Here is an 18973-nt window from a genome sequence, read left to right as displayed (position 1 = left end):
TCGCTTATCGAAAACATTCCGAATAAATTCGTCTTCTGTAAATCGTTTATCAAAAAGTTCCCTTTGGTTTATTCTACTGAAATAGTGCGTATACGTTTGTTTTCACGGTCTGCCACATAGAATATTTCTTCTTCTTCATCATAACAGATACCGGTTGGTTCCCGGAAACGGGCTGTTTCCCGGGCTTCCCCATCGATCCAACCCCATACTTGGCCATCAATACCTACACTGCCGCGCCCTGCAAATGTGCTGACTTCACCGTCGGGTGTAACCTTCCGGATCGCATTGTTATTATGATCACACAGATAGAAGTCGTATACATCTGTTTTTCCTTGCGCTACGTACTCGTTGTTCTTCACAAATACCCCCTGGCGTGGACGATTGAACCGGGCGGAACTTCCCGGAGCGTCGGCATATCCGGCTCCGCCGCCTATATCTCCCACATGGAGTACGGATGAAACCAGCTCTTTCGTTGTTTTATCGTATGCACACCTGTATACTCCGTTAAATCCGGTCATATATACGTAAAGATCATCCGGATGCCTGATCATAAACACATGGTCACTGGAATTGGCCCTGACACTAAACAGCGCTTTTCCATCCCACATCTGGGCGGCTTCGTCAAATACCTGACGCGCTTTATATACTTCTGATGACTGCCATGTATTATAGAAAAGGGTGCCATCGCTCATTGAAACAGCGGAATAAGATGTCTGGGCATACAGATAGGGATACACCCTTCTGAACGATTCGTTACGAAGAGCGTAAAACATATGCGGCATTTGGTGCCTGTCGTTCCAGTTTCCACGTCCGTGGTCATCTACAAAGAAGAGCGTATCTCTTGTCGGTGTGTCGAACAACATCGATTTCACATTCTGAACACCGGCCTGTCCTTTCATAAATACAGTGGAAACCTCTCTTGTAGTCAGATTGATCTTCCGGAGTGCCGCCATACCTTCTGCATCTATACAATAGATAATCTTATTGCCCTCTTCATCTATATCGAATTCCAACCACCAGGGATTTTGAAATTCAGCTTCTTCAAATGATCCGTTGATAATGCTGGAGGTATTGGTTTGCGGATCCACCTTACCGGTGAGTGTATTCACCTGTAAAGCCGCCTGAAGCGTAAACAGATCTTCAAACTGATGTTCCTTTACAACTTCACTATTCTCATCCATAATCCTGACAACTACATCGCCCCTACTGGAGCGCCTGGGAGCCATCGCACAGATTTTCGTCCCCGAAGAACCGATAACAGGAGCGGATACACCTCCGATGGATACTTCAATTTTCGAAACATCTGTTCCAAAATTACTCCCTTCAATGAATATTAAAGTGCGCACAGCGCCTTCTTTTGGAGAGAAATCGGTGAAGATCACCGGCTTGGAAGGATCAGTGGGTACGGCAGGCGCAGCTCCCTCGTACCCTCCATCCTGACTACAACTTGTAGCGGCACAGCCTATTACAATTAAAATTGCAATAAAACCTGCTGAAACCTTTTTTTGAAATTTTTTAAGCATTTCTGATTTTTTTAGGTTAGTGTAGATTTAATAATGATGTATGATCACCCTCATTGAGTTTAAATAACGTTATGTAAAATCTATACATCTACAGGTTCGTACCATTCACCTCAATACCCCCTCTCTGAAGGGCGATCTTTCTTATTCGTTCCGATAATTCACTTTGTGTACGCCCTTTCAATGCATTACGAACAGTCACTTCGCTAATATTAAGCATCTTAGCGATCTCTCTTCGTTCTCCGTGTTTCATTAGTATCTCTCCCATATATTTTTCCTTGAAATTTTTGTATCTTTATCGTCGCTTTCTAAATCGAAAGTCACAAAGATAAATCATTACGATTTATTAAACAAGAAAAACATATCTTTTTGATTTATTTTTATGTTAAATATTGCAAAGATACGAAAAGGGTGGTTTATAGACCAAATAGAAGGTCTAAAGGAAAAAGGCATTCCGTATACCGAGATAGCTGCTTCACTGGGTATTAAACCTCAGTATCTTAATCTGATAAAAAATACGGAAAGAGGCGCTTCGGAAAAATTGACGCTTAAACTTTGCGAAACTTTCGACATAAATCATAATGATTTATTAAAGTATATCAGTACCTATGAAAAACAAGTTCCGGAAATAACCGGAGAGAACAACCCGTTTGTCAACCTATCACCGCAAAAAAAGATACCCTTGCAGGATAATGTTTCGGATACCGGCAGGAACAACGAAAGGGGATCCAACACAAAGCTGTCACACAATAGGGTAAATGAGTGGATCGATACAGGAGATCTGTTCCCGGAAGCAACATCAGCCATCCGCCATTATGGCGACAGCATGCCCGAATATCCATCGGGTTCCATTCTTATACTTAAGCGCGCAATTGATTTAGGGTTTATCATATGGGGGCGGAACTATTATGTGGAGACAAGCGAAATTGCAATTACAAAACGCTTGCAGGACGGAGGGGAAGACTTTCTCATCGGCTATAGTTCCAACCTGAAAACATATCCGGACGGACGACTTATACATGAACCCGTGAAAATCCCCAAGAAAGATATCCGTAACATCCACCTTATTTTGGGATGTATTACCAGGGAATTCGGCGAAGGGATAATGCCAACCGCTACACAAACTGTTTGAAAGGGAAACTGTCTTAACTCAAAAATAAACAGTAGTACAAGAAATTCATTACCAGTGAATTATTAAGAATAAATTGGAAATCCCAAAGAAGGAATCCACCTTATGCCGGGGTGTATTACCCGGTTTTGATGATACCGGGGAAACCCTAATTAAGTATAATAATAAAACTGTGTGAAACAAAAAACAACCACCTACTGTTCTATCTATGCATGGAATTAATCAGGTATTTTAAAAACTCGAACATATGGGCTCAAAAGGTAATATTTTTCCATTTACCTTTTATAACTTCCTTAAAATAGTGATATATGAAGAGAGATGGTGCATTAGAAAGCTTATGGCAATCGGAAGTTGAGATGTATGGTGACGGAAGTGCCGGCCAGAAAACCGACTATGATATCGTGATAACGGGTGCCGGAATAACGGGGGTGAGTACCGCTTTTAGCCTTCAAAATAAAGGCTTTGAGTGCCTCATAGTGGAAGCCTCAAATATAGGCTTCGGCACTACAGGCGGAACAACGGCTCATCTGAATAATTTTTTTGATGCCTCCTATGATGAAATGATCCGCGATTTTGGATTGGAAAAAGCAAAATTACTGGCGCACGCCGCTCGTGAAGCATTGGAAATTATAAGCCAAAACATCACCGACTATGGCATAGAATGTGATTACTCAGCGAGGACAGGTTATCTGTTTTCATTGGATGAAGAACAGGAAAAAATACTCGATGATTTGGTTGAAGGAAGCAGACAAGTGGGGATCGGGATGAACGAAACCGATAAAAATCCATTTGGAATACCTTGTACCAAAATAGTTGAAATTCCCGATCAGGCGCAGTTTCACCCCTTAAAATATATCAAGGGCCTTTTGAGTGAATATATGAATTCAGGGGGAATGATCGTGGAAGGTTGCAGGGTTACCGGAGTGGAAAAAAAAGAAAATCATCTGGTCGTCTCCACTACCAAAGGAAACATCGTTTGCAACCATCTGGTATACGCGACCCATTTACCGCCGGGGAAAAATATTATGCATTTTAGAAACGCTCCCTACCGCAGTTATGTGTTGGCATTGAAGCTTAAAAACAATAATTATCCGCAAGCGTTAGGCTACGATCTTTTTGAGCCTTATCATTATTATCGCTCCCATACGATCGACGGCGAAGAAGATTTGATTGCAGGAGGAGAAGATCATAAAACGGGGGATATTGAAAATACAGATGAATGCTTCGAGAAGCTGAAAGATTACGTGGATCAGTATTTCGATATCGAACGTGTCGCTTACAAATGGTCCTCCCAATTTTACGAACCGGCAGATGGATTACCTTATATCGGGCATCTTCCCGGAAGTCCTGAGAATGTGTATTGCGCCACAGGTTATAGTGGCAACGGAATGATTTTCGGTACCCTTGCCGCTAAAACATTAAGCGATCTCATCACAACAGGAGACAGCATGTACAAGGACCTTTTTGCTCCCTCCCGCGTAAAGCCCGTTGCCGGTTTTAGCAATGTTGTAAAAGAAGGCGCCGATGTCTTTAAACATTTAGTCTTTGATAAATTCATGGTTGAAAGATTGCAAACATTGGCGAACCTTGAAAAAGACGAAGGAAAATTAATCAATTATGAAGGAAGCTTAGTGGCTGTATATAAAGATAGGAATGGTATAAACCATATTCTGGAGAGCGCGTGCACTCACCTGCAATGTACCGTTAAATGGAACCGGGAAGAAAAATCATGGGATTGCCCTTGCCACGGTTCCCGCTTTGGAATTGATGGAGAAATATTAACCGGGCCTGCAGTAAAGAAGTTAAAAAACGTCGGGACACCGGAAGATAGTGAACGGTTAGACCTCGGCTAATTTCAAAAACACCCTTATATGACAGTAGATTTTTGAGATCAACTTGAGGATAATTCTGTATGTTTCATCCTTAATATAATCGATATGAAATTTTTACCTGAAAACTGGCAAGATGTTTTTATTCCTGAATACCCTTTGGTGGAGTTGATAGTCCGCGGGATTATTCTTTATTTTTTCATTCTTTTTATGCTTCGGATCCTGACCCGGCGCACCACCGGTGAGCTCACGGCGATGGATCTGGTTTTTATTTTACTGCTCACGGAGGCAGCTGCCCATTCCCTGGGCGATTATACCACAGTTGGAGACGGAATTGTGATGTTGATTATTTTTCTGCTTTGCAACCACGGGGTAAATCAGTTGACATATCATTCAAAATTCTTTCAAAGGATATTCGAGCATCCGCCCCTCCTGATTATTAAGGAAGGTAACCTTAATTTGAGAAATATGCGAAAAGAACTCCTGACCAAGGATGAATTAATGACTCACTTAAGAGAGAATGGGATTGAAAACATCAGCGATATCAAAAAAGCATTCGTAGAAGGTGATGGGAACATTTCTTTTGTGCAATATGAAAAAAATAAGGAAAACGGTTCAAAAACAAGCAAGGATAAACCGAAGTGATTCTCTTCTTATTTTTCAGGCATAATACTGCTCCCTTTTTCCCTACCTTCTCAGGAAATCAGGGAAACAAATAAAAAATTTGTCTTTCCCCGTGAATAGTCGTACTTTTGGAACGGTTTAATCCGGATATATGTCTATCATCACCATTACAAGCTGCCCGGTTTGCGGCAGCCACGATTTGAAAAAAGCTTTTGACGCTGTTGATCATTTCTCAAGCGGGGAGGTATTTACTCTCTTTGATTGTACCCATTGCGGATTCCGATTTACGAATCACTTTCCCTCGGAAGATACCATCGGCAGATATTACGACTCACCGGACTATATCTCCCATTCCGATTCGGACAAAGGGCTGATCAACCGGCTATATCACCATTTCCGAAAACGAATGCTGAAGAAGAAAGTCGATCTGGTGAAAGCCCATGCAACGGGTAATCCCATCCGTTTGCTGGATATCGGCTGCGGTACGGGTTATTTCCTGCAGGCAGCAAAGGAACGGGGAATGGTTATTTCGGGCATTGAGAAAGATGAGAAGGCTCGCGAGAGTGCAACCATCCGCTCCGGCCTGACAGTGAAAGATGAAAATAGTTTTTGGGAAATAAATAACACATCATTCGACGCAGTAACTCTCTGGCACGTACTGGAACATCTGGAAAAACTAAATGAGATCATCAGCAAAATAAAAGAAATCATCACTCCGGAAGGGATTATCGTGCTTGCACTTCCCAACTGCCGCTCTTACGATGCGGGATACTATAAAGAGTGGTGGGCGGCCTATGATATTCCACGGCATCTCTGGCATTTCTCCCCCGACAGCGTCGAAAAACTGCTCACCAAACATCATCTGAAAATTGTAAAGAGAGTACGCATGCCCCTGGATACCTTTTACATCTCCCTGCTGAGTGAGAAATACAGGGGAAGCAACCTATTAACCCAATACGGCAGAGCGTTCGTGATCGGCACAACAGGTTTTTTACGCTCCTTATCTGATCTTGAGCAGGCAAGTTCTGTTATTTATATAGCGAAAAAAGAATAGGTAAAAACAGATTATCATGGGAAAAAGAAAGAAACCGATCCAATTCGACGACAAACGTCTTTTCTACTCCATCCAGGAGGTGGCCGACCACTTCGCGGTCAATGTGTCGTTATTGCGTTTCTGGGAAAAGGAATTCGATAATATCAACCCAAAAAAAACAGCCGGAGGCACCCGCCAGTACACCCGGGAAGACATACAGCAGGTGGAGATCGTGTACCACCTCGTGAAAGAGAAAGGTATGACGCTGGAGGGAGCGCGGCAGACACTGAAATCCAAAAAGGACGACGAGGAAAAGCGGGTGGAGATGCTCGCCAGACTGACGGAGGTCAAAAAAGAGTTGCTGTCGCTCGAAACGGAGTTCGACCGGTTGCATGAACAACAGAAATATACCAAAACAAAAACGGAATAACGATTTAACGATTTAGCGATGTAATGATGCAATGATGTAATTTCTGAATCCTGAAGTGAATTAACAATCGACATAGTCAAATCTGAAATCTTGGTTCTTGATTCTAAATTTATAATAGTATGAGAAAATATTTTTTCCTGCCGATTCTTCTCTTTTCTGCTTTTATTTTCGCACAAAATGAAGTATCCGTAAAGGTAGGCGCCGAACTGACCGATATTTATTTTCCTCTCTTGAAAGGAAAACGGATCGCCGTGATGACCAATCAGACGGGAATGGCCGGAGATGAGCACCTGGTGGATATGCTGGTCAGGCACCGGTTCAATGTAGTCGGTATTTTTTCTCCCGAACACGGCTTTCGTGGTACGGCAGACGCAGGGGAACATGTCGCCAGTTCGATTGACGAGAAAACAGGTATTCCTATCTGGTCGCTCTACGGCAGCGGGAGCGGCAAACCGTCAGCCGACAAAATGAAGCAGTTTGATGTGCTGCTGTTCGACCTGCAGGATGTGGGGCTCCGCTTCTACACCTATTACGCCAGTATGGCCCGCCTGATGGATGCCTGTGCGGAGCATGGAAAAAAGATGATCGTGCTGGATCGCCCCAACCCGAACGGATTTTATGTGGACGGCCCGATCCTCGATATGAAACATAAATCGGGCGTGGGATGGCTGCCTGTTCCGATAGTACATGGTATGACGCTCGGTGAACTGGCACTGATGATCAACGGGGAAAAGTGGCTTCCCGAAGGTAGGGTGTGCAATATGACGGTCGTTCCCTGTGAAAATTATACGCATCAGACCCGTTATGAACTGCCCATCGCCCCATCCCCAAACCTACCCAATATCCACTCGATCTACCTCTATCCTTCCACCTGCCTTTTCGAAGGAACAGTGATGAGCCTGGGTCGCGGGACATCATTCCCTTTTGAAGTATACGGGCATCCCCAGTATAAAGGCTCCGGTTTTTCATTTACTCCCCGGAGTGTACCCGGCGCCAAGAACCCGCCGTTGCTCGGCAAAAAATGCTACGGTGTCGATCTGCGGGAGGTTCCCAATGAACTAATATGGGAAAACGGATTCGACCTCTCCTATGTGATCGACGGTTACAATAACCTGAATATGGGAGAGAAATTTTTCACCTCCTTCTTTGAGAAACTGGTCGGGGTAGACTACATCCGCAAAGATATTATCGCAGGGAAACCGGCCGGCGAGATCAAGAAAAAATGGGCTTCTGATGTGGAAGCCTTCAAACGGCAGCGGAAACCCTACCTTCTCTACGCTGAATAATTTGGGATTTGGGATTTGGGATATGGGATTTGTGGGATATGGGATTTTCAATCTATCAATGATGTTATGAAAGATGAAATGCTTCGGCGGACCAAAGATATCGCACTAAAAATAATTATTTTTTGTGATGAATTACCACCGGATAAAAAACTCTTCAATATTCAGAAACAATTGATTAGATCTGCAAGTTCTGTTGGTGCAAATTATAGGGTTGTTAAGAGGGCAAAGTCAACAAGTGACTTTATCCATAAACTAACGATAGTGGAAGAAGAGGCTGATGAAACTTTATTTTGGCTGGAACTTCTATCGGAACTTTATCCTAATCCGGAAAAGATTACCCCTCTTTATAAAGAAATGGAAGAAATTCTATCAATCGTCGTTGCAAGCATCAAAACAGCAAAGCGTAATCAACATCAAAAATAAATTATCCGACATCCCACCCCCCCAAATCCCATATCCCAAATCCCATATCCCAAATCCCAAATCCGAAATCCCAAATCCGAAATAGTTTTTGTACTTTTGCACTTCATTTAGATGTGAATTTATGGAGATTGCAAGCAAATACAACCCCGCAGAGGTAGAAGAAAAGTGGTACAGATACTGGATGGACACCAAATTGTTCCACTCCGAACCGGATGACCGTAAACCGTTCACTATGGTCATTCCGCCACCCAACGTCACCGGCGTACTGCATATGGGGCATATGCTCAACAACACTATCCAGGATGTGCTGGTGCGCAGGGCGCGTATGCAGGGTAAGAACGCCTGCTGGGTGCCCGGCACGGATCATGCTTCGATCGCTACCGAAGCAAAGGTGGTGAACAGACTGGCAGCGCAGGGTATTAAAAAAAGCGATCTTACCAGAGAGGGGTTCCTCGAACATGCATGGGAATGGACACACGAACATGGGGGGATCATCCTGGAGCAACTGAAGAAGCTGGGCGCTTCGTGCGACTGGGACAGAACTGCTTTTACCATGGATGAGACCCGCTCCGAAAGTGTATTACGGGTATTTTGCGACCTGCACGACAAAGGATTTATCTACCGCGGTGTACGGATGGTCAACTGGGACCCGAAAGCCCTTACCGCACTCTCTGACGAAGAGGTGATCCACAGGGAAGTGAGGGGCAAACTCTATTATTTAAGATATAAAATTGAAGGCGATCCTGAGGGGGCTTATGCGGTGGTCGCCACTACCCGTCCCGAAACCATCATGGGTGACACCGCCATGTGTATTCATCCCGATGATCCCAAAAACACCCGCCTGAAAGGAAAGAAAGTGATCGTTCCATTAGTCGGCAGGGTCATTCCCGTGATTGAGGATGACTATGTGGATATCGAGTTCGGTACCGGTTGCCTGAAAGTGACCCCGGCGCATGATGTGAACGACTATATGCTGGGAGAAAAATACAACTTACCCTCTGTCGATATATTCAATCAGGACGGCACGCTTAACGAGAACGGCGACCGGTACGCAGGAATGGACCGTTTCGAGGTTCGCAGGCAGATTGAAAAAGACCTGGAAGAGGCAGGGCTACTGGAAAAAACAGAGCCTTACACCAACAAAGTGGGCTTTTCGGAACGCACCGATGTACCTATCGAGCCCAAACTGTCGATGCAATGGTTCCTGAAGATGGACGACCTGGCGCATCCCGCCATCGAGGCCGTGGAAGACGGAACCATCCGCTTCTACCCCGAAAAGTATAAAAATACCTACCGCCACTGGATGGAGAACATCAAGGACTGGTGCATCAGTCGCCAGTTGTGGTGGGGACACCGGATACCGGCTTACTTCCTGCCGCAGGGAGGATACGTGGTGGCAATGACCCGGGAAGAGGCATTCGAAAAAGCGGCGGCGAAAGTGGATTACCCGCTGTTGATAGACGACCTGAAACAGGATGAAGACGTACTCGACACCTGGTTCTCGTCATGGCTGTGGCCTATCTCGGTATTCGACGGCATCAACCGGCCCGATAACAAAGAGATCGCTTACTATTATCCTACAAATGACCTGGTGACCGCTCCCGAAATTATTTTCTTCTGGGTAGCCCGCATGATCATGGCGGGATATGAATACCGCAAACAACCTTGCTTCCGCAATGTCTACTTCACAGGAATTGTACGCGATAAACTGGGGCGGAAGATGTCGAAATCGCTCGGAAACTCGCCCGACCCCATTGAACTGATGGAGAAATACGGAGCCGACGGCGTGCGTATGGGCATGTTGCTCACGTCTCCTGCGGGAAACGATCTTCCTTTCGATGAATCGGTCTGTGAACAGGGACGTAATTTCAACAACAAAATATGGAACGCTTTCCGTCTTATCAAAGGATGGGAAACCGATGAAAACATACCCCAACCGGAAACGGCAAAAATAGCAGCGGACTGGTTCCAAAGTAAACTCTCGGAAACCATCACGGAGTTGGACGATCTCTTCTCCAAATACCGGCTCTCAGAGGCGCTGATGCTGCTCTACAAACTTTTCTGGGATGAGTTCTCAGCGTGGTATCTCGAAATGATCAAACCGGCTTATCAACAACCTATCGATGCGGAGACATACAATACAACACTGCATTATTTCGACGCGCTGATGCGTCTGCTGCACCCCTTTATGCCGTTTATCACCGAAGAGTTGTGGCAGGCTTTGTACGACAGGGAAACAGGCGACAGCATCATGACCACCCTTCAACCGGAACAGGTTCCGGTCGACAAAACGCTGCTGGCCGGTTTCGAAACATTGAAAGAGATCGTTGCCGGCATACGTACTATCCGCTTAGAGAAGAATATCCCCAACAAGGATGAGCTGGAATTGCAGGTAACCGGTAAGCATAACCACCAATACGACAGTGTGATCTCCAAGGTATGCCGCCTCTCCTCCGTCTCGTCGGTTTCGGAAAAGCAGGCGGGGGCATCGGGCTTCCTTGTGGGAACCACCGAATACAGCATACCTCTGGCCGGTAAGATGGATGTGGAAGCCGAACTCCGGAAGCTGAAAGCGGAACTCACCTATACCGAAGGATTTTTGCAGTCGGTATTGAAAAAACTGGGCAACGAACGGTTTGTACAGAATGCCAAGCCGGAGATCGTGGAAAGTGAGCGCAGGAAACAGGCCGATGCCGAAAGCAAAATCACCCTGTTGAAGGAGAATATCGCGGCATTGGAGAAATAGGAATAAGATAACGGTGTTGTTACCCCGGATACCGGCTCTGTCCGGTATCACTTTAAGAACGTTTTCGTTAAGCGAACACAGAGGTAAAACAAGTTTTGACTATGTTGAGCGCAGAAAACGAGGAATGTAATTGAACTCTCAAACACGGCTGAATAATGAGTGATATTTTAGCACATATTCTGCCTTACATCGCTTCCCGGCTGGAAGAAAGAGTGACCAACGCCAGACCGGTTTCCGGCGGGGATATCTCTGCGGCATACCGCATTGATACCGTAACGGAGCAATATTTCCTGAAGGTGAACGGCGCTTCTTTCGCCCTGGAAATGTTCCACGCGGAACGGGCAGGACTGCAAGCCATTGAAGAGACAAAAACCATCGCAGTCCCTCATGTACATCTGGTGGATTCCATAGAGGGGAAGACCTTTCTCCTGATGGATTTTGTGGAAAGCAAACGACCTGATACATCCGATTATCAACGTCTCGGCAGACAACTGGCCGGATTACACCAATGTTCGCAGGCTGATTTCGGATTTCCGTCCGGTAATTTTATCGGCAGTTTGCAGCAAAGCAATCGCCCGCATAGCGACTGGGCAGAATTCTATTGGTCTGAACGTATTCTCCCCCAACTTCAATGGGCGCTCACAAACGGATTAATACAGCGACAGATAATGCCGGAGGAAGAGAAAGCCGTTTCCCTGTTCCGGGAGATATCCGGCGATGTGAAACCTGCATTGCTGCATGGCGATCTCTGGGGAGGAAACTACCTGATCGCGACGGACGGCACGCCTTACCTGATCGATCCCGCCGTCTACTACGGCCATTCCATGGTCGATATTGCTATGAGCCGCCTCTTTGGCGGTTTCGGAGCCGGTTTTTACGAAGCCTATCACGAAATTATCCCCAAACCCGCTCATTACGATGATCAAATAGAATTGTATCAGCTTTATTACCTGCTGGTACATCTGAATCTCTTCGGCAGCGGATACTATTCCTCCGTTTCATCGATCCTGAAAAGGTATTTTTGAAATGACCGGACAAGCCAACGCTTTGGGCACACATTTGTAAAGCTAACTACCGATTAATCTGCATATTTTTGCAACTTTGTAGAATTATGGCAAAAATTAATGTAAAGAACACGGAAATTACTATTATATCGATTGAAGAGCGAGATTACATTTCTCTTACCGACATGGCAAATGCCAAGGAAAGTGAAAGTCGTGCAGCCGATATAATAAAAAATTGGATAAAGAAAATCGTTATACTCTCGAATTTTTGGGGACTTGGGAACAAATAAACAACCCCAATTTTAAAGTGGTGGGATTTGACCACTTTAAATCGCAGGCAGGTTTGCCGAGTTTCGTAATGAGTGTTTCCGAATGGATTGAGAAAACCAATGCAGTAGGCATAATTGTAAAGAAAGGCAAGTATGGGGGAACATATGCCCATAAAGACATTGCATTTGAGTTCGGTTCAGCTATCAGCGTTCCGTTTAAACTGTATTTGATTACCGAATTTCAACGCCTTAAAGAAGAAGAACAAAAGCAGTTGGGTTGGACAGCTAAACGAGAGTTGGCTAAACTCAATTATCATATTCACACAGATGCTATTAAGCATAACCTTATTCCAAAAGAACTATCATCGGCACAGATATCAATCATTTATGCTAACGAAGCGGATGTGTTGAATGTTGCACTATTTGGAATGACAGCCAAACAATGGCGGGAAGCAAATCCAGATTTAAAAGGAAATATCCGAGATTATGCTACAATCAATCAACTGATATGCTTGGCGAATATGGAAAATCTAAATGCGGTTTTCATCAATGAGAAAATGCCTCAAAAAGACAGACTAATAAAGTTGAATAAAATAGCTATTCAACAAATGACCATATTGCAAGACGTTGAAAAGCGTAAATTATTGAAATAACTATACACTGAACTCCACGCTTTGGGCAGCACCTCTACCTAAACCGGATATCATTTGTACTAAAAACAAATTATCTATGAAGTTCATGCGAAAGATACGTATCTTATTCACTTTTTACCGGTATTATATATGGGTATCCGTTTTGATTAACCTGGTTTGTGCCTTCTTCTTATGGAAGAACGGAATCAGTGTGTATCCGTCATTATTCTGGTTCAAAATATTTACAATGGGGGCTTCATTTTATCTTGTAAACGATTATAGGAAACAGGAATATTTCTACTTTTACAATTTCGGTCTCTCTAAGAAAGTGCTTTGGATAACCACACTCGGATTTGATCTGCTCTTGTTCTTCGTTTTAATGATTTCAGCCTACAACCTTCGATCGATTTTTCCAATTCCTTACACCTTAATGTAAAAAATAGAATAATCGTATGAAACATACATTGGAAATAAGCGGTATTCGATTGTTATTTGGGGAAAGACTCATTCTTTCGGATGTTTACCTGAAAATTGAAACCGGAAGCATCGTAGGGTTGCTCGGACAAAACGGAAGTGGAAAATCGTGCCTGATGCGTGGCGTATACGGAACACTCGCTTGCGAAAAATCCGTCAGCATTGACGATGTATATTTTTTTAATGTTTACAAACAGCCCCAATTAATGCGCTACCTTCCTCAGCACTATTTTATCCCGAAATGGCTCTCTTTAAAACGCATTTTCCGTGATTTTTGTATTGATTTCCAGGTTTTTGTACAACTTTTCCCCGAATTTCAAGGTCGGGAGAACGCAAGGATAGGCCACCTTTCAGGCGGCATGTACCGTTTGGTGGAATTATATGTTACCTTAAAGTCCGACACTCAATTTATATTGCTTGATGAGCCTTTCACGCATATCAGTCCCGTACAGGTCAATACAATTAAGACCATTATCAATGAGGAACGGAACCGTAAGGGATTTCTGATCACCGATCATCTATATACCCACATCGTTCGCTTCTGTGACAACGTGTATCTTCTTCGGGACGGAAAGACAAATGCAATCACCACAACAGATGATCTCAACAAACTCGGATATATACGTTCCTGATTTGTTCATTCTTCTTATGGAAAAACGAGGTCAGTGCGTATCCGGCATTATTCTGGTTCAAAATATTTACATCGCCTGTCAAAACCCTAATCTCCGGCAAAATCATTGATTTTCTTCACTCAAAGTACCAATTATGCTAACGCGTAATTGTGGTTTATCCGTCGTTAAACATTACTTTTTGTACTAACCCGGGATTTAGTTTGTGTTACAATATACACACCCACAAATATCAATGCGGAAGCAACGCCTTTTATCCACCCGAATGTTCCTATCCCGATAAAAACAGAAGCAACCGTACCGACGAGAGGTTGTATGTAATTATACATGCTTACAACAGTGGGATGAAGCGTTTTTTGACCAACCAATATTAGTACATATGCAAAAAAAGTTCCGAATAAAACAACGTATCCGACTTCCAACCAAACACCAACAGGGAAAGATAAAGATATCATGTCTGATAAATCATAAAATGAAAAAGGAATGAAACATATGGAAGCATACGTAAACATCCACTTCATCAGCGTGAAAACATGATAGCGCGATATCAGACCTTTAAAAATTGTCAGATAGCAGGCAAAACTAATTTGAGCGAATAGGCACAAAACATCACCCCAGATATTTCCGGAAATTCCGGCATTATTGTAATTACTTAAAATAAGGATCAGCGCACCAACCGCCCCTATAATAACACCGACAATCTTCATCGGTATCACCCGTTCCTTAAAGAACAGGACTCCTAATATCAAAGTAATAATCGGTAAAGATGTAGTGATTATCGTCGCATCTATCGGTGATGTAAGGGATAATCCAAAGATGAACAATCCTTGATTGAAAACAATACCCAATAATCCGGCAAAAAACAATAAAAGAAAATCCCGTTTACTGATTTTTTCTTTGGGGACAAACAATGAGGCTATCCAGAAACAAAGCGCAGCTCCCATCATGCGCATAGATGTCAATGACAAGCTTGTAATACCTGCGTTCATAGCCATTTTGCCAACCGGCGACATAAGCCCCCACATACTGGCTGCTGCAAATAATGCAATATGGGCTTTGACTATCTTGTTATCCATATTTCTTTTGAAAACAAATAGACTCTGTTTTCATACCCTGAATTTTCATAAAATAGATATGCTTCTTTTCTGTGAAATGCAAAGTTGTTTAAGTAATTCAAAAACAGAATTAAAATCATTGGTCGTACATTCTCTTATCACTCTTTTTCCATAAGAATTCTTTTGGGCTTGTTCGTAAATGGATGATATTACCCTTTACGCAGCGTATTTTGTAAAGGAACGATAATCATCATAATAATTTAGAGAACAAAAATAAATATAAAAAAGACCTGAAGTGCCTTTTTCCCATAAGTTGTCTAATTTTATCTTGATCTATCAGGGAAGTTCTCTTATCTTTTGAAGATTTGAAAGAAAAAGAGTAAGAATTTTATTTGTTTCCCATTGATTTTACCAGAGCCGACTCAGTGTTTAATCATACTGGATTCGATATAGAAATAGTATGTTTTTACAGATAATTAAATCTGAGATTATTGTACACCCACAAATATCCATGCGGAACAATTCCATAACATATCAAGGGGAGTTTAAGAAAAGAAAGTAATATTGGACGCCAATGTCATACACGAAAAAAATATTAGAAATTTTGCAGGAGTACCATAAATTGGTATATTTGTAAGGCTAACTAAAAAGAAAAAATTATGGCAAAAAACACATCAATATTGCTTGGAGAATATTTTGACAACTTTATAAATGAACAAGTCAAATCAGGAAAATATGCGTCGGCAAGCGAAGTCGTGAGAACTGCCTTACGGTTATTTGAACAGCAAGAAAACAAAACTAGAATTCTTGTAAACGAATTGAAAGCAGGTGAAAAATCGGGAATGATTTCGAACTTTGACAAAGAAAAAGCCCTTTCCAATCTTCACGAAAAACACTTAAGAAATGAAATTTGAGATAAGTGAAAAAGCGTTTGAAGATATCGAGAACATTTGGCTTTATACGGTTGAAACGTGGTCTGTCGAACAAGCGGACAGATATTATAATCTGATTTTTGACGAAATCGAATATATCATAAGAAACCCTTTATCAGGAAAGGATTTTTCTCGCATACGGAAGAATTACAGATGTTCCAAAGTAAAGTCTCATCTGATATTTTACAAATACAGGAAATCGGAGGAAATAGTAGAAATCATCAGAATACTTCACCAAAGTATGGATGTTGAAGAAAGACTAAACGAATAAAAATAGGCCACATAATATTTGCCGTCTTCCGTACACCTGAAGAGGTACTATACATATACATTTATTCGACCTTAAACCGTATTGTCAACGAATTGCCATCCACATCTACCACGGTAAGGGTATGTTCGCCCGCATCGGGAGAGAGTTCCAGTTGATGGATATTTGACGTTTCCCCCAGATAGTTTTCATTGAGATGCCAGAAAACGCGTACCGACGGGTTCCGGTGCGCCAGCTCAAAAACGGCTTTGCCTCGGGAGCCGTCTAATTGTTTCGTTATTCTGAGCACCGCACCCGGATAAGGATAGATAAATTGCATCACCGCATCGGATACACTCCCGGAAGCACATTCGGGTGAAAAAGGAGGCAGTGAGCGATAATCCGGATGGTGTTGCTTGTAGTACCATTCCCACGAGGGCGGCAACAGGAACCATGAAACGGAACGAATACCCCTGTCCCCGGCACATTGTTCATACACCCGGTATTGTCCGTCGTCCGACACATGAATTCGTTTGTGATAACTGCAGACCGCTCCCTGCAACCCTTTTGCCGGAACCAACAGGGTATCGACAGAACTTTCGGGGCAATACATTCCCCGCAGTTGTCCGCTTTTACGACATATAGCCGCTTCGGCCAGTTCGCCGTAGGGCGGTTTAAACCAGCCGGTAGCAGGTAGAAAGTTGAACAGGTCGAACATCACCTGTGCCGCCGTACGCGCGCCTGTAAGTCCCGGGCGGCCTTCACCGCTTGCATTCCCCGTCCATACGGCGACAAGGTATTTCGGCGTGACACCCACCGACCACGCATCACGGAATCCGTAACTGGTGCCCGTTTTCCACGCAACTTTCCGGACAGACGGAACAAAGTGCCAGTTCAGTTCTTCCGGACGGTTCACGTTGGTCAAAGCCTGCAACGTAAGCCATGCAGCGCCGGCATTGAATACCGGCGATTCGTCTTTTTTCCGTTCTGCAGGGGGATGATCGTGCAACAACCTGAACTTCTCCCGCTCGTAATATGTTCCGTCGCGGTTATAATCCGTCACGGCATGCGCCATCCCGGCATATGCGTTGGCAATGTCCCACAACGTACCTTCCGTACCGCCGAGGATCAGGGAAAGTCCGTAATGATCGGCCGGACGGTTGAGCGTGGTTAATCCTGTCTTTTTCAAAAGATCGTAAAACTTCGGTACACCGTATTTCCGTAAAGAAATCACTGAAGGGACATTTAACGAGCGCGCCAGCGCCTCATCGGCATGGACTGCTCCATCATACTTCAGACTGAAATTCTGGGGGGCGAAACCGTTTATATTGATGGGGACATCGGGAAGCAATTCCGTGGGTAGCAGTCTACCCTCCTGCAACATCGCGCAATAGAGAAACGGTTTCAGTATGCTGCCCGTACTCCGGGGCGCTTGAATAATATCGACCTGGCTGCCGTAGGCATTGGCGCCGAATCCCACGTTTCCGGTGTAGGAGAGCACCTCGTTCGTCTCCAGGTCGACAATCAGCGCGGCAAGGTTGAAGATACCGTTTTGCGAGAATTCGGTATTCCAGCGGTCTAATACCTCTTCAGTCCGCATTTGTAGATGTTTATCGACAGTAGACCGGATATGGTTTCCAGGATTTTGCAAATAGGCCTGCGTCACCAGGTGAGGCGCGATTTGGGGCAGGGGATGCGGATGAGCGGGTAATGGTTCCGACACGGCCAGTTCGTAATCTGTCCGGGCAATGATGTTTTTGTCGAGCAATTGGCGCAGAAGACGGTTGCGTTTCTGCAGCAACCCTTCCCGGTCGCGACCGAAATGCATCATCGCGGGCGAATTGGGTAATACAGCCAGTACAGCCGCTTCCGCCCACGAGAGCGATACGGCACCGTGCCCGAAATAGCGCCACGATGCAGCATCGACACCTACTACGTTCCCTCCCATCGGTGCGTGCGAGGCATACAAGGCCAGGATTTGTTCTTTAGAACGCGATAATTCGAGTCGCGTAGCAAGAATGACTTCGATCAGCTTCTCAAAATAGGTACGTTTATGCTGGCGCATCAACCGGACGGTCTGCATGGTGATGGTACTTCCGCCGCTCACTATCCTGCCCGCTTTCACGTTCTGTATCATGGCCCTGCCAAGCGACCACGGATTCACGCCCGGATGACAGCGAAAATACCTGTCCTCAAACTGGATAAGGCAGGTTTCATATTTCCCGGGTACACTGTCGGCCGGTGGAAATCGCCATTGCCCGTCGGATGCGATGCGCGCGCCTAACAGTTCTCCGTTCCGGTCGGAGACCAGCGTACTGTATGGCGAATCGAACAACGTACCCGGCAGAGAAAAAAGGTACCAGATCAGCAGGAAAGCGAATGCCGACAGAACGATTTTTTTCTGTGGATTCAACGCTCGAAACCATTTCAACAACGTTTCCACGTATGAGGCCATACGCCCTCTTATCTTCTTTACGGCATCCTTTATCATTCCACTTACTCTACCCACATCAATCTGTTCTCAATAGTTTTATTACAAGTCGACGGAATGTATACAACTAGAGCAGAGACTTTTAGATGTTTTGCGGGATACCCATAGCTCGCAAGAAGCGTTAAAAGAGTAGCTGTCTGAAGCGAAGCGAGTTCTACTCTTTTAGCGAATGCGAGTTGAAATGGGTCACAAAACATCGTCAGTCGAATGATTTAGTTGT

Annotated in this window: 16 protein-coding genes and 1 pseudogene; 13 read left to right on the top strand and 4 right to left on the bottom strand. The window is 44.3% G+C overall.

The window, feature by feature from the left end; genetic code table 11:
• Positions 1-68: 68 nt before the first annotated feature.
• Both Q0502_RS15155 and Q0502_RS15150 read right to left on the bottom strand, forming a co-directional pair.
• Positions 69-1523, bottom strand: a complete 1455-nt coding sequence (locus tag Q0502_RS15155; protein WP_298652484.1) for an IPT/TIG domain-containing protein — start codon at positions 1521-1523, stop codon at positions 69-71.
• A gap of 88 nt (positions 1524-1611) precedes the next feature.
• Entirely contained in the window at positions 1612-1788 is a 177-nt protein-coding gene (locus Q0502_RS15150; protein ID WP_298652481.1) for a hypothetical protein, read from the bottom strand.
• 114 nt (positions 1789-1902) lie between these two features.
• Here Q0502_RS15150 and Q0502_RS15145 point away from each other — a divergent pair, with 114 nt between their 5' ends.
• The 11 genes and pseudogenes from Q0502_RS15145 (at position 1903) to Q0502_RS15095 (ending at position 14031) form a co-directional block, all read left to right on the top strand.
• The gene (locus Q0502_RS15145) at positions 1903-2652 is read left to right on the top strand and encodes a hypothetical protein (protein ID WP_298652478.1); all 750 of its coding nucleotides are present in this window, start codon (positions 1903-1905) and stop codon (positions 2650-2652) included.
• Between the two features lie 305 nt (positions 2653-2957).
• Positions 2958-4502 carry an FAD-dependent oxidoreductase gene (locus Q0502_RS15140; RefSeq protein ID WP_298652475.1) on the top strand — a complete coding sequence of 515 codons (1545 nt, stop codon included), beginning with the start codon at positions 2958-2960 and terminating at the stop codon, positions 4500-4502.
• A gap of 84 nt (positions 4503-4586) precedes the next feature.
• On the top strand, positions 4587-5123 hold the full coding sequence (locus Q0502_RS15135) for a YetF domain-containing protein (RefSeq protein ID WP_298652472.1): 537 nt from the start codon (positions 4587-4589) through the stop codon (positions 5121-5123).
• 130 nt (positions 5124-5253) lie between these two features.
• A complete protein-coding gene (locus Q0502_RS15130) occupies positions 5254-6156 on the top strand; it encodes a class I SAM-dependent methyltransferase (protein WP_298652470.1) in 903 nt (300 codons plus the stop codon).
• Between the two features lie 16 nt (positions 6157-6172).
• Entirely contained in the window at positions 6173-6565 is a 393-nt protein-coding gene (locus Q0502_RS15125) for a MerR family transcriptional regulator (RefSeq protein ID WP_298652468.1), read from the top strand.
• A 119-nt stretch (positions 6566-6684) separates the two neighbouring features.
• The gene (locus Q0502_RS15120) at positions 6685-7851 is read left to right on the top strand and encodes a DUF1343 domain-containing protein (RefSeq protein WP_298652465.1); all 1167 of its coding nucleotides are present in this window, start codon (positions 6685-6687) and stop codon (positions 7849-7851) included.
• Positions 7852-7917: 66 nt separating this feature from the next.
• Entirely contained in the window at positions 7918-8274 is a 357-nt protein-coding gene (locus Q0502_RS15115) for a four helix bundle protein (RefSeq protein ID WP_298652462.1), read from the top strand.
• A 121-nt stretch (positions 8275-8395) separates the two neighbouring features.
• A complete protein-coding gene (locus Q0502_RS15110; protein WP_298652459.1) occupies positions 8396-11020 on the top strand; it encodes a valine--tRNA ligase in 2625 nt (874 codons plus the stop codon).
• Between the two features lie 155 nt (positions 11021-11175).
• Entirely contained in the window at positions 11176-12045 is an 870-nt protein-coding gene (locus Q0502_RS15105; protein ID WP_298652457.1) for a fructosamine kinase family protein, read from the top strand.
• An 86-nt stretch (positions 12046-12131) separates the two neighbouring features.
• Positions 12132-12946 (top strand): annotated as a pseudogene (locus Q0502_RS15100) (KilA-N domain-containing protein).
• A 431-nt stretch (positions 12947-13377) separates the two neighbouring features.
• The gene (locus Q0502_RS15095) at positions 13378-14031 is read left to right on the top strand and encodes an ATP-binding cassette domain-containing protein (protein ID WP_298652455.1); all 654 of its coding nucleotides are present in this window, start codon (positions 13378-13380) and stop codon (positions 14029-14031) included.
• A gap of 164 nt (positions 14032-14195) precedes the next feature.
• Here the strand turns inward: Q0502_RS15095 and Q0502_RS15090 are convergent, their stop codons facing one another.
• Positions 14196-15104 carry a DMT family transporter gene (locus Q0502_RS15090; protein WP_298652452.1) on the bottom strand — a complete coding sequence of 303 codons (909 nt, stop codon included), beginning with the start codon at positions 15102-15104 and terminating at the stop codon, positions 14196-14198.
• Positions 15105-15742: 638 nt separating this feature from the next.
• On the opposite strand from Q0502_RS15090, the gene Q0502_RS15085 reads away from it, so the two are divergent.
• Entirely contained in the window at positions 15743-15997 is a 255-nt protein-coding gene (locus Q0502_RS15085) for a type II toxin-antitoxin system ParD family antitoxin (RefSeq protein ID WP_298652449.1), read from the top strand.
• Positions 15987-16286, top strand: coding sequence for a type II toxin-antitoxin system RelE/ParE family toxin (locus tag Q0502_RS15080; protein WP_298652446.1), 300 nt, complete (start codon positions 15987-15989; stop codon positions 16284-16286). The genes Q0502_RS15085 and Q0502_RS15080 overlap by 11 nt, the downstream gene beginning before the upstream one ends.
• Positions 16287-16347: 61 nt before the next feature.
• Here Q0502_RS15080 and pbpC read toward each other — a convergent pair whose 3' ends face one another.
• A complete protein-coding gene (gene pbpC, locus Q0502_RS15075) occupies positions 16348-18717 on the bottom strand; it encodes a penicillin-binding protein 1C (protein WP_298652548.1) in 2370 nt (789 codons plus the stop codon).
• Positions 18718-18973: the final 256 nt, after the last annotated feature.

This window comes from uncultured Proteiniphilum sp. (genome assembly GCF_937873925.1).
Classification (GTDB): Bacteria; Bacteroidota; Bacteroidia; order Bacteroidales; family Dysgonomonadaceae; genus Proteiniphilum.
Note: the sequence above shows the minus strand (reverse complement) of the source record. Positions and strands in the feature narration are given on the sequence as shown.

Excerpts from the sequence above, each read along its gene's own strand:
- Q0502_RS15155 (WP_298652484.1), bottom strand. The coding sequence starts at position 1,523 with ATGCTTAAAAAATTTCAAAAAAAGGTTTCAGCAGGTTTTATTGCAATT.
- Q0502_RS15150 (WP_298652481.1), bottom strand. The coding sequence starts at position 1,788 with ATGGGAGAGATACTAATGAAACACGGAGAACGAAGAGAGATCGCTAAG.
- Q0502_RS15145 (WP_298652478.1), top strand. The coding sequence starts at position 1,903 with ATGTTAAATATTGCAAAGATACGAAAAGGGTGGTTTATAGACCAAATA.
- Q0502_RS15140 (WP_298652475.1), top strand. The coding sequence starts at position 2,958 with ATGAAGAGAGATGGTGCATTAGAAAGCTTATGGCAATCGGAAGTTGAG.
- Q0502_RS15135 (WP_298652472.1), top strand. The coding sequence starts at position 4,587 with ATGAAATTTTTACCTGAAAACTGGCAAGATGTTTTTATTCCTGAATAC.
- Q0502_RS15130 (WP_298652470.1), top strand. The coding sequence starts at position 5,254 with ATGTCTATCATCACCATTACAAGCTGCCCGGTTTGCGGCAGCCACGAT.
- Q0502_RS15125 (WP_298652468.1), top strand. The coding sequence starts at position 6,173 with ATGGGAAAAAGAAAGAAACCGATCCAATTCGACGACAAACGTCTTTTC.
- Q0502_RS15120 (WP_298652465.1), top strand. The coding sequence starts at position 6,685 with ATGAGAAAATATTTTTTCCTGCCGATTCTTCTCTTTTCTGCTTTTATT.
- Q0502_RS15115 (WP_298652462.1), top strand. The coding sequence starts at position 7,918 with ATGAAAGATGAAATGCTTCGGCGGACCAAAGATATCGCACTAAAAATA.
- Q0502_RS15110 (WP_298652459.1), top strand. The coding sequence starts at position 8,396 with ATGGAGATTGCAAGCAAATACAACCCCGCAGAGGTAGAAGAAAAGTGG.
- Q0502_RS15105 (WP_298652457.1), top strand. The coding sequence starts at position 11,176 with ATGAGTGATATTTTAGCACATATTCTGCCTTACATCGCTTCCCGGCTG.
- Q0502_RS15095 (WP_298652455.1), top strand. The coding sequence starts at position 13,378 with ATGAAACATACATTGGAAATAAGCGGTATTCGATTGTTATTTGGGGAA.
- Q0502_RS15090 (WP_298652452.1), bottom strand. The coding sequence starts at position 15,104 with ATGGATAACAAGATAGTCAAAGCCCATATTGCATTATTTGCAGCAGCC.
- Q0502_RS15085 (WP_298652449.1), top strand. The coding sequence starts at position 15,743 with ATGGCAAAAAACACATCAATATTGCTTGGAGAATATTTTGACAACTTT.
- Q0502_RS15080 (WP_298652446.1), top strand. The coding sequence starts at position 15,987 with ATGAAATTTGAGATAAGTGAAAAAGCGTTTGAAGATATCGAGAACATT.
- pbpC (WP_298652548.1), bottom strand. The coding sequence starts at position 18,717 with ATGGCCTCATACGTGGAAACGTTGTTGAAATGGTTTCGAGCGTTGAAT.